The organism is Streptomyces coacervatus, assembly GCF_029223485.1.
GTDB lineage: Bacteria > Actinomycetota > Actinomycetes > Streptomycetales > Streptomycetaceae > Streptomyces > Streptomyces coacervatus.
Genome location: NZ_JARHTP010000001.1, coordinates 439398 through 450345 on the forward strand (window position 1 = coordinate 439398; position 10948 = coordinate 450345).

General features: G+C 69.3%; 9 protein-coding genes. 2 read left to right on the top strand and 7 right to left on the bottom strand.

Annotated features, from left to right (window positions below):
* Window positions 1-15 precede the first annotated feature (15 nt).
* Together P2Q00_RS01930 and P2Q00_RS01935 are read left to right on the top strand one after the other, a co-directional pair.
* Window positions 16-1599, top strand: coding sequence for a glycoside hydrolase family 13 protein (locus P2Q00_RS01930; protein WP_275768791.1), 1584 nt, complete (start codon window positions 16-18; stop codon window positions 1597-1599).
* A 68-nt stretch (window positions 1600-1667) separates the two neighbouring features.
* Entirely contained in the window at window positions 1668-3839 is a 2172-nt protein-coding gene (locus tag P2Q00_RS01935) for a discoidin domain-containing protein (protein WP_275768793.1), read from the top strand.
* Here the strand turns inward: P2Q00_RS01935 and P2Q00_RS01940 are convergent.
* The 7 genes from P2Q00_RS01940 to P2Q00_RS01970 all read right to left on the bottom strand — a co-directional run bounded on the left by P2Q00_RS01940 (window position 3808) and on the right by P2Q00_RS01970 (window position 9500).
* Window positions 3808-4620 carry an ABC transporter ATP-binding protein gene (locus P2Q00_RS01940; RefSeq protein ID WP_275768795.1) on the bottom strand — a complete coding sequence of 271 codons (813 nt, stop codon included), beginning with the start codon at window positions 4618-4620 and terminating at the stop codon, window positions 3808-3810. The genes P2Q00_RS01935 and P2Q00_RS01940 overlap by 32 nt on opposite strands.
* 20 nt (window positions 4621-4640) lie before the next feature.
* Window positions 4641-5420, bottom strand: a complete 780-nt coding sequence (locus P2Q00_RS01945) for an ABC transporter permease (protein WP_275768796.1) — start codon at window positions 5418-5420, stop codon at window positions 4641-4643.
* Complete coding sequence (locus P2Q00_RS01950; RefSeq protein WP_275768797.1) at window positions 5417-6190, bottom strand: ABC transporter permease; 774 nt, start codon at window positions 6188-6190, stop codon at window positions 5417-5419. Before P2Q00_RS01950 ends, P2Q00_RS01945 begins: the two co-directional genes overlap by 4 nt.
* Entirely contained in the window at window positions 6187-7155 is a 969-nt protein-coding gene (locus tag P2Q00_RS01955) for an ABC transporter substrate-binding protein (RefSeq protein WP_275768798.1), read from the bottom strand. The genes P2Q00_RS01950 and P2Q00_RS01955 overlap by 4 nt, the downstream gene beginning before the upstream one ends.
* A gap of 160 nt (window positions 7156-7315) precedes the next feature.
* Window positions 7316-8251 carry a PDR/VanB family oxidoreductase gene (locus P2Q00_RS01960; RefSeq protein ID WP_275768799.1) on the bottom strand — a complete coding sequence of 312 codons (936 nt, stop codon included), beginning with the start codon at window positions 8249-8251 and terminating at the stop codon, window positions 7316-7318.
* Window positions 8248-8430, bottom strand: a complete 183-nt coding sequence (locus P2Q00_RS01965) for a hypothetical protein (protein WP_275768800.1) — start codon at window positions 8428-8430, stop codon at window positions 8248-8250. Before P2Q00_RS01965 ends, P2Q00_RS01960 begins: the two co-directional genes overlap by 4 nt.
* Entirely contained in the window at window positions 8427-9500 is a 1074-nt protein-coding gene (locus P2Q00_RS01970; RefSeq protein ID WP_275768802.1) for an aromatic ring-hydroxylating dioxygenase subunit alpha, read from the bottom strand. Before P2Q00_RS01970 ends, P2Q00_RS01965 begins: the two co-directional genes overlap by 4 nt.
* Between the last annotated feature and the right edge of the window lie 1448 nt (window positions 9501-10948).

Here is a 10948-nt window from a genome sequence, read left to right on the forward strand (position 1 = left end):
AGAAAGGCAAGCACAGTGGGACAGCCCCGCCATGCCCAGAAGGAGTGGTGGCGCTCCGCCGTCATCTACCAGGTGTACGTCCGCAGCTTCGCCGACGGCGACGGCGACGGCACCGGCGACCTCGCGGGCGTCCGGTCGAAGCTGCCGTACCTCGCCGAACTCGGCGTGGACGCCCTGTGGTTCAGCCCCTGGTACCTCTCGCCGATGAAGGACGGCGGCTACGACGTCGCCGACTACCGTGCCATCGACCCGTCCTTCGGCACGCTCGCCGAGGCCGAGAAGCTGATCGCCGAGGCCCGAGAGCTCGGCATCCGCACCATCGTCGACATCGTCCCGAACCACGTCTCCGACCGGCACCCCTGGTTCCGCGCCGCCCTCGCCGGCGGCCCGGAGCGCGAGCTCTTCCACGTCCGCCCCGGCCGCGGAGCCCACGGCGAACGCCCGCCCAACGACTGGACGTCCCAGTTCGGCGGCCCCGCCTGGACCCAACTGCCCGACGGTGACTGGTACTTGCACCTCTTCGCCCCCGAACAGCCGGACCTGAACTGGGCCCACCCGGCCGTCCGCCAGGAGCACGAGGACATCCTGCGCTTCTGGTTCGAGCGGGGCGTCGCCGGAGTCCGCATCGACTCGGCCGCCCTCCCCGCCAAGGACCCCGCCCTGCCGGACTTCGTCGAGGGCCGAGACCCGCACCCGTACGTGGACCGCGACGAACTCCACGACATCTACCGGTCCTGGCGCACGATCGCCGACGAGTACGACGGCGTCTTCGTCGGCGAGGTCTGGCTCCCCGACTCCGAACGCTTCGCCCGCTATCTGCGCCCCGACGAACTGCACACCGCCTTCAACTTCGCCTTCATGACCTGCCCTTGGGACGCCGACAGGCTGCGTACGTCCATCGACGAGACGCTCGCCGAGCACGCGCCCGTGGGCGCCCCGGCCACCTGGGTGCTGTGCAACCACGACGTCACGCGGACGGTGACCCGCTACGGCCGCACGGACACCGGCTTCGACTTCACCACCAAGGCCTTCGGCACGCCGACCGACCTCGCCCTCGGCACCCGGCGCGCCCGCGCGGCCGCCCTGCTGTCGCTCGCCCTGCCCGGCGCCTTCTACATCTACCAGGGCGAGGAACTGGGCCTGCCCGAGGCCGACATCCCCCGCGACCGCATCGAGGACCCGATGCACTTCCGCTCCGGCGGCACCGACCCGGGCCGCGACGGCTGCCGGGTCCCGCTGCCGTGGTCCTCGCGGGAACCGTATGCGGGCTTCGGTTCCCGCGAGGAGCCGTGGCTGCCGCTGCCCGAGGACTGGGCGTCATACGCGGTCGACCGTCAGGCGCAGAACCCCGGCTCGATGCTCGGCCTCTACCGCATGGCGATCACGATCCGCCCCGTCTTCGGCGACGAGCCGCTCACCTGGCTGACCGCACCCTCGGGCGTGCTCGCGTTCAGCCGAGCCAAGGGTGCCGTGTGCGTGGTCAACCTCGCGGATACGCCGACCGATCTCCCTCCCCACACTCAACTCCTCCTCGCCAGCGGCCCGTTGACCCCGGACGGCCGTCTGCCGCAGGACACCGCGGTCTGGCTGCGCGCCTGAAAGCGCACCCGACCGCACCACCCCACCACCCCGCTATCCCCGCACCCCCACCCCGAAGGGATCAGCACATGCACAGGACCAGATCTGTCAGGCGCATGCCGGCGATCGGCGCGGTCGTCGCCCTCTCCGCCGGCATGCTCGTCACCCTCGCCCCCGCCGCCCACGCAGCCTCCGGCGCCACCCTCCCCTTCACCTCCGTCGAGGCCGAGTCGGCGACCACCACCGGCACCAAGATCGGCCCCGACTACACCCAGGGCACCCTCGCCTCCGAGGCCTCCGGACGCCAGGCCGTACGGCTCACCTCAGGCCAGCGCGTCGAGTTCACCGTGCCGCGCGCGTCGAACGCCGTGAACGTCGCCTACAGCGTCCCGGACGGCCAGTCCGGCTCGCTCGACGTGTACGTCAACGGCACCAAGCTCGCCAAGACGCTCCCGGTGACATCCAAGTACTCGTACATCGACACCGGTTGGATCCCCGGCGCCAAAACGCACCACTTCTTCGACAACACCCGTCTCCTGCTCGGGCAGAGCGTGCAGGCGGGCGACAAGGTCGCCTTCGAGTCGACGGGCACCCAAGTCACCGTCGACGTCGCCGACTTCGAGCCGGTGGACGCGGCCGCCGGCCAGCCCGCCGGCTCGGTCTCGGTCACCTCCAAGGGCGCCGACCCCAGCGGCAACGGCGACTCCACGCAAGCCTTCCGGGACGCCATCTCCGCCGCCCAAGGGGGAGTGGTCTGGATCCCGCCGGGCGACTACAAGCTGACGTCCTCGCTCAGCGGCGTGCAGAACGTCACCCTGCAGGGCGCCGGCAGCTGGTACTCGGTCGTGCACACCTCCCGCTTCATCGACCAGTCCAGCTCCTCCGGAGGCGTGCACATCAAGGACTTCGCGGTGATCGGCGAGGTCACCGAGCGCGTCGACTCCAACCCGGACAACTTCGTCAACGGCTCGCTGGGGCCCAACAGTTCGGTCTCCGGCATGTGGCTGCAGCACCTCAAGGTCGGCCTCTGGCTGATGGGCAACAACGACAACCTGGTCGTCGAGAACAACCGCATCCTCGACACCACCGCCGACGGCCTCAACCTCAACGGCAATGCCCGCGGGGTCCGCGTCCGCAACAACTTCCTGCGCAACCAGGGCGACGACGCCCTTGCGATGTGGTCGCTGTACTCGGCCGACACGAACAGCAGCTTCGAGAACAACACCATCTCGCAGCCGAACCTCGCCAACGGCATCGCGATCTACGGCGGCACCGACATCGCCGTCAAGAACAACCTGGTCTCGGACACCAACGCCCTCGGCAGCGGCATCGCGATCTCCAACCAGAAGTTCCTCGACCCGTTCTCCCCGCTGTCCGGCACGATCACGGTCGACGGCAACACGCTCGTCCGCGCCGGCGCGATGAACCCCAACTGGAACCACCCGATGGGCGCGCTGCGCGTCGACTCCTACGACAGCGCCATCAACGCCACGGTCGACATCACCAACACGACGGTCACCGACAGCCCGTACAGCGCCTTCGAGTTCGTCTCCGGCGGCGGGCAGGGCTACCCCGTCCGCAACGTCACCGTGGACGGCGCGACCGTCAAGAACACCGGCACGGTCGTCGTCCAGGCCGAGGCACAGGGCGCGGCCACCTTCCGCAACGTCACGGCGACGGGCGTCGGCGCCGCCGGCATCTACAACTGCCCCTACCCGGCGAGCTCGGGCACCTTCACCCTCACCGACGGCGGCGGCAACTCCGGCTGGCGCAGCACCTGGTCGGACTGCTCGACCTGGCCCCAGCCCGGCCAGGGCAACCCGGACCCGGACCCGAGCCGCAACCTCGCCAAGGGCCGCCCGGCCACCGCGACCGGCTCCCAGGACGTCTACACCCCCGGCAAGGCGGTCGACGGTGACGCCAACAGCTACTGGGAGTCCACCAACAACGCCTTCCCGCAGGCCTGGACGGTCGACCTGGGCTCGTCGTACGCGGTCCGGCGCCTGGTGCTGAAGCTGCCGCCGTCGTCCGCGTGGGGCGCGCGCACGCAGACCATCACCGTGCTGGGCAGCACGGACGGCTCGAACTACTCGACCGCGGTCGGCTCAGCCGACTACCGCTTCGACCCGGCGAGCGGCAACACGGCCACCGTCTCCCTGCCCGCGAGCACGAACCTGCGCTATCTGCGTCTGTCCGTCAGCGCCAACACGGGCTGGCCCGCTGGCCAGTTCAGCGAGGTGGAGGCGTATCTGACTTCGTGACCGCGTCCTGCTCGTCCCCGCGCTTCGCCGCCTGGATCTGCTCGTACACATGGGTCCGCAGCTCGGCGAAGCGCGGGGCCACCCGTGTGTGCAACTGGTCGCGCTCGTCGGGCAGATCGACCTTCAGCTGTTCCTGCACGACGGTGGGGGAGGCGGACAGCACGACGACCCGCTCGCCGAGGTACACGGCCTCGTCGATGTCGTGCGTGACGAACAGGATCGTCATCCCGCGCTCCCGCCACAGCCGCCGTACCAGGTCCTCCAGGTCGGCTCGTGTCTGTGCGTCGACCGCCGCGAACGGCTCATCCATCAGCAGGATGTCGGGCTCGTACGCCAGCGCCCGCGCGATGGCGACGCGCTGCTGCATACCGCCGGACAGCTGCCACGGGTATGCGCCGACCGCGTCCGAGAGGCCGACGGACTCCAGTGCGTCCGCGACGAGCTCCTTGCGGCGGGATGTGCTCAAGTCCTTCTGCTTCAGGGGGAGTTCGACGTTCTCGCCCACCCGCATCCACGGGAACAGACTGCGCCCGTACTCCTGGAAGACGAACGCCATCCCGGGCGGCGGTCCGCTCACCGGCTTTCCCGCGAGCAGTACTTGGCCCGACGTCGGCGCGAGCAGTCCGCCCACGCACTTCAGCAGGGTCGTCTTGCCGCAGCCCGACGGGCCGACCAGACAGACCAGTTCGCCGGCCTCGACCGTGAAGGTGAGGTCGCGCACCGCCTCCACGCGGCGGCCGGACTGCTCGTAGACCTTCCGCAGGCCGTGTACGTCGAGCATGGACCGCCCTTTCGCGAGGTTCACGTGGACCTTCGGGTGGACGCGCGCAGGCCGTGGTACCAGCCGAGCACCCGGCGCTCGACGAGCTGGAACACGACGGAGAGCAGGAAACCGAGCAGGCCGAGGACGAGGATCCCCGTCCACATGTCGGGGACGGCGAAGCTGCGCTGGAACTGGACGACGGTGAAGCCGATGCCGTTGCTGGCCGCGATCATCTCGCTGATGACCATCAGGATGATGCCGATGGAGAGGGCCTGGCGCAGGCCCGCGAAGATCTGCGGACTCGCCGAGCGCAGGACCAGGTTGCGCAGCCGGGCGAGGCCGGTGATGCCGTAGGAGCGGGCCGTCTCCAGCATCACCGGGTCGACCGCGCGCACGCCCTCGACCGTGTTGAGCAGGATCGGCCAGACACAACCGCTCGCGATCACGACGATCTTCATCGTGTCGCCGATGCCCGCGAACAGCATGATGACCGGGACGAGGACGGGCGGCGGCACCGCCCGCAGAAACTCCAGGACCGGTTCGCACACCGCGCGCACCCGCCGGTAGGAGCCGATGAGCGTGCCGAGCGCGATGCCGGCGACGGCCGCCGCCGCAAAGCCGGCCGTGAGCCGGAGCAGGCTCGGGACCACGTCCGTGCGCAGGCGTTCGCCGGTCCAGACGTCCGGGAAGGTCTTCAGGATCGTCCGCAGGGGAGGCCAGAACGGGTCCGTGCTGCCGTCGGACCCGGCCCACCACACGGCGACCAGCACCGCGGGCAGCGCGACCACGAACAGCAGCCGCAGCAGCAGACGCCTCACACCGCCACCTCCCCGCGCACCGACTGGTGCCACACCAGAGCCCGCCGCTCCACCGCACGCGCGCCCACGTTGATGAGCAGCCCCAGCAGCCCGGCGACCACGACGAGCGCATACATCTCCGGCACGGCCTGGGAGGTCTGCGCGACCGCGATCCGCGCGCCCAACCCCGGTGCGCCGATGACGAGTTCGGCGGTGATGGCGAGGATCAGCGCCACCGCCGCGGCGAGCCGCACACCCGTCATGACGTACGGCAGTGCCGTCGGCCACAGCACATGGCGGACCCGGGCCCAGGTGCCGAGACCGTACGACCGCGCCGTCTCCTCGGCGACCGGGTCGACGTCCTGGACGCCGTAAAGGGTCTGGATGAGGACCTGCCAGAAGGACGCGTACACCACCAGCAGGAGCACGGAGCGGAGTTCGGAGCCGTAGAGGAGCACCGCCAGGGGAATCAGGGCGACCGAGGGAATCGGGCGCAGGAACTCGATCGTCGAGGCCGTCGCCTCGCGCAGATACGGCACGATCGAGATCAGCACGCCGACGACGACACCCGCGCCGACCGCGATGGCGAGGCCGATCGCCCAGCCGGTGAGGGTGTCGCCGAGCGCCGACCAGAAGGCGCCGTCGGCGAGTTCGTCCCCGAGGGCGGAGGCGATACGGCTGGTCGGCGGGAAGTAGGCCTCCTTGACGAGGCCGAGCCGCGGCACCGCCTCGCCCAGGGCGAGGAAGGCCGCGAGTCCGGCCGCACCGAGGGCGGCGTTCGCACCCCTCACGGCAGCAGCGTGTCGAGGTCGGGCGCCTTCTTGAAGAAGCCGAACTCCTGGCCGAGCTTGGCCTGTGTCTCGATCGAGGCGCGGTTCGCGCCGGCCGGCCACTTCGGCAGGGTCACCTTGGCCAGCACCGACGCCGGGACCTTGGTGTACGTGGCGACGATCTGGCGTACCTCGTCGGGGTGGGCGTCCGCGTAGGCGAGGGACTCGGCGGTGGCCGTCCGGAACTTCTTCACCACGGCCGGGTTCTTCTGCGCGTACTGCGTCGACGTGAAGTACATGGCGACGGTGAGGTCCGGCGCCACGTCGACCAGCGGCGAGGAGATCTCCCGGCCGCCCTGGTCCTTGATGGTGGTGAGCGCGGGTTCCACGGCCATCGCGGCGTCGACCTGTCCCTTGTCCAGCGCGACCGGCATCTGGTCGAAGGGGATCTCGACGAACTTCACCTTGTCCGGGTCGCCGCCCGCCTTCTTCACCGACTCCCGGACCGACAACTCGACCACGTTCTTGAGGGTGTTGACGGCGACCTTCTTGCCCTCCAGGTCCTTCGCCGACTTGATGGAGCTGTCCTTCTTCACCAGCGTTGCGCCGAAGTCCTTGCCCTGCACCCCTGTTGAGGCGACCCCATTCGAAATCGCCTTCAGGGAGACGCCGTTGGACTGGGCGAGCATCAGGGAGAACACGTTGGAGAAGCCGAACTGATACTGCCCGGAAGCCACCGCGGGCACGATGGCGGCCCCGCCCGCCGCCAGTGTCGGTGACAGCTTCAGCCCCTGCTTCTCGTAGAAGCCCTTCTTCTCGCCGAGATAGAGGGGCGCGACATCGACGATCGGGATGAGCCCTACCTTGACCGTGGTGATGCCCCCGGACGACGTGCTCCCGCTCGACGAGCCGCCACCCGACGAGCCACAGGCCGTCGCGGCGAGCAACAAGGCGCCGGTGGTGAGACCGGCGAGCAGACGACGCATGGCTCCTCCTGTGCAGACAACGGTGTTCCGACAGGCTGTGCGCGCACCGCACAGTAATGCCCAACTGGCGTGCACGGAACCTAGAGCCACGCGTCCTGCGCGGTCAATGGCTCGGCTGACGAAATTGTTGACACTTTGGCGGAGCCCTGCGGCCGACGCGTCAGAGGTCGAGGACGAGCCTCCCTCCGCGGCAGCGGGACACACAGATCATCATGGTCTCCCCGCTCTCCCGCTCCTCGTCGGTGAGCACCGAGTCCCGGTGGTCCGGGGTGCCTTCGAGGACGTCGGTCTCGCAGGTGCCGCAGGTGCCCTCGGTGCAGGAGAACAGCACCTCGACACCGGCGGCGCGCACGGCGTCGAGCACGGAGACGTCCGGCGCGACCGTCACCGTACGGCCGCTCTGCGCCAGCTCGACCTCGAACTCGCTGCTCTCGCCGACCTGTTGGGCCTTCGGCGAGAACCGCTCGACCCGCAGCCGCTCGGCCGGGCAGCGCTCCTCGACCGCGTCCAGCAGCGGCCCTGGACCGCAGCAGTACACCAGCGTGCCGTCGGGGATGTCGTCCAGCACGGAAGCAAGGTCCAGCAGTCCGGTCTCGTCCTGCGGGGCGACGGTCACCCGGTCGCCGTACCGCCCCAACTCCCCAGTAAATGCTATGGAGTTGCGGGTGCGACCGCCGTACAGCAGCGTCCACTCCGCGCCGGCTGCCTCCGCCGCGGCCAGCATCGGCAGGATCGGCGTGATGCCGATACCGCCGGCGATGAACCGGTAGCGAGGCGCGGACTCCAACCGGAAATGGTTGCGCGGCCCGCGCACCCGCACTTTGTCGCCCTGCCCCAACTGCTCGTGCACATGCGCGGATCCGCCCCGCCCGTCGGGCTCGCGCAGCACGGCGATCCGCCACACGGACCGGTCCGCCGGGTCGCCGCACAGCGAGTACTGCCGCTCCAGCTCCGGCCCGAGCACGACGTCGACATGGGCGCCCGGCTCCCAGGCCGGCAGGTCCTCGCCGAGCGGATGGCGCAGGGTGAGGGCGAGCACGCCGTCGGCCGCGAACTCGCGGCGGTCGACGACGAGTTCGGCTTCGTACACGGTCATGAGCTGTTTCCTTGGGGCGCGCTGGGGGAGTGTCCTTCGGGGTGGGCGAGCATCCACTCCCACATCTCGATCGGATCCTGGGCGCTGTGCTCGGCGCCGCAGTGACAGGTGCCGTGCAGGACGTCGGTGCCCGGCAGCCAGTCGATGCGGTAGATCTCGCCGGTGGGGCTGCTGCTCACAGGACCTTCTCCACGGGCTTGTCGCCCTCCTCGACCAGACGGGCGAGGATACGGCGGGCGGCCAGGCCGCCGGTGTCGATGTTGATGCTCAGCTCCTGGTAACCGGTGCGTTCGGTGCCGAGCGTCTTGTACAGCAGGTTGAGCGCGACCACGTCCTGCATGACCACGGTGTGGTTGTTGCTCCGCATGAACTCGGTGACCTCGGTGTCCTGCGTCGCCCAGTCGCGCGAGACGGCCCAGAAGTCGTACACCTTGCCGTCCGTCGACGGCGTGATCGCGTACGTGATCTCGGTGTGGAAGCCGTTCGGGTCACTGCCGTCCGCCTCCGGCAGGACGCCGACCGGCGCGATCCGGCTGTGCAGCAGATACAGGCAGGGCGCGTGGTACTCGATGTCCTGCCAGCGTGTGATCCGGCCCTGGATGCCGGTGGAGTTGGCGTAGAACGGCGGGCACTCGGCGTCGTCCATGTGCCGGCTGACCCGCACGATGCCGGCGCCCTCGTCGACCTCGGTGGTGATCGGCGTCTCGGCGACCTCGGGGGTGCCGATGTAGCCGCCGTGCAGATACGTCTCGTGGGAGAGGTCGAGGAGGTTGTCGACGAGCAGCCCGTAGTCGGCGTCGATCGGCTCCATGCCGCGGACGGTGACCCAGCCGGGCGCGTCGAGGTGCCGGGCCCGCGGAATGGTGTCGGCGTCCGCGAGCGCCGGGTCGCCGATCCACACCCACACCAGGGAGTCCTGCTCGACCACGGGGTAGGAGGCGACACGGGCGGTGCGGGGTATGCGCTTCTGCCCCGGCACGTACACGCACGTACCGGTCGTGTCGTACGTGAACCCGTGGTACCCGCACACGAGTTTGTCGCCGTCGAGCCGGCTGGGCTTCTCGTGCAGCGGGAACCGGCGGTGCACACAGCGGTCGGCGAGCGCGACCGGCGTGCCGTCCTCCTCGGTCCGGTAGAAGACGAGGGGCTCGCCGAGGATCGTACGACCGAGAAGCTCCTCGCGGCCGACCTCATGGCTGTAGGCGGCGACGTACCACTGGTTTCTGGCAAAAGCGGTGATGTGCGGCATGGCAGTTCCCGTCCCTGTCGGCGGGGCTCCGGCGCCCCGCGTGCCGTGGTTGGAATCAGGGTCGTGAGGCTTGTATCGGTTCGGCAAGGCGGCTTCTGCCAGGCGGAAGGACTTCTGTAAAGAGGCTGGTCAGAGCCCTGTTCTGTCAGCCCCCAGTCGCCAGAGTAGGTAGCCCGGGTGGTGCTGCTGTTCGGTTCGCGCTTGGGTTAGCCGGAGAGGGCGACGGCGAGTGCGACTACTCACTGCGTAGCGTTAATCGCCCAAACATGTCCACTTAATTGCAAATGTGATACCCGTCTGTTGATGGATGCTCGGTACAGCGGCAAGAATCAGCATCATTGCAGGTCAACTACTGATCGTTTTGGAGTCTGGGGCCCTCGGGTCGAATCCGGGTCGAATCCGCACCCTTTTAGGGTGTTGAGCGTGTCGCCGCTGGTCAGGGCGGTGTGAGGTCACGTGCTGGTTCGCCTCGTGTACGGGGACGGCGCGACGAGCAGTCGGACCGATGAGCCGCTGAAGAGGCGCTGAGTGGCTGTGGTCGACTGCCAGGCGCAGGGGGCTCACCAGCGGATTCTTCGCTGGTGGTGGTGCACGCCTTTCGTGATCATGTCCTGCGGAAATGTCTTCAGGCGGGACGGCTGATGCGCGACGGCGCGGGAATGGCGGTTCCTGGCTGAGACCGACCTGCCGGGCGGCAGGGGCCATCCAGGAGACGGGTGGTAGGCGGGTGGCGTGGCCGGCTGCCCCGCCGCCTCGCGAGGCAGCCGGCGCTCTCGCAACATCCGGTACGCCCCGGAACTGCCATACCTCAACGAGTTCATGGACCTCCGCGAGGGCCCTTGTATGGTGCTCAGGTAAGTCTCGCCCGTGGCTGGGCAGTTGAGGGAGTTCACATCTTCTGTGTCCAGGTCGACACTGGCGTCGTCGGTGGCGGTGAGGTCCCCCGCGCGGGGTGACGGACGCCCGTGCGCCCACGGCGAACGGGGCAGCCTGGAAGCCCGCTTCAGCGGGACGACCCTCGCTTGGGACACCGTGGAGGCGGTTGAGCAGGGTCGGTCGACGGAACTCACCTCGCGGTACGAGGCGAACGGCATCCTGACCGCCGCGAGTGACGCCATCGTGCTGGACCTGATCCGCGAGGGCGGCAACCGCACCGGCGAGGCCATCGTCGGCCTGGTCTTTCGTCGTACGCGGAAAGACCGCCTCGAAGAGTCAACAACGCAACCTTTCGTGCGACTTGGGTACCCGGTGGTCGACCCGGCTCGGCTCGTGCGCGAGTTGTCGACGGCCCAGCAGCAGATCGTGTCCGCAGCGCGGGACTCTCCCATGCTGTACGGCTCATCGTGGTGGCCGAACAGCCCGCCGTGCTCGACCCTGACGGGCGAAGCCGTCACCCTGATGACCGGGGGTAGCGAACACGTCTCCCCGGACCGCACCACTCCGCGGCG

Excerpts from the sequence above, each read along its gene's own strand:
- P2Q00_RS01935 (WP_275768793.1), top strand. The coding sequence starts at position 1,668 with ATGCACAGGACCAGATCTGTCAGGCGCATGCCGGCGATCGGCGCGGTC.
- P2Q00_RS01940 (WP_275768795.1), bottom strand. The coding sequence starts at position 4,620 with ATGCTCGACGTACACGGCCTGCGGAAGGTCTACGAGCAGTCCGGCCGC.
- P2Q00_RS01955 (WP_275768798.1), bottom strand. The coding sequence starts at position 7,155 with ATGCGTCGTCTGCTCGCCGGTCTCACCACCGGCGCCTTGTTGCTCGCC.
- P2Q00_RS01960 (WP_275768799.1), bottom strand. The coding sequence starts at position 8,251 with ATGACCGTGTACGAAGCCGAACTCGTCGTCGACCGCCGCGAGTTCGCG.
- P2Q00_RS01970 (WP_275768802.1), bottom strand. The coding sequence starts at position 9,500 with ATGCCGCACATCACCGCTTTTGCCAGAAACCAGTGGTACGTCGCCGCC.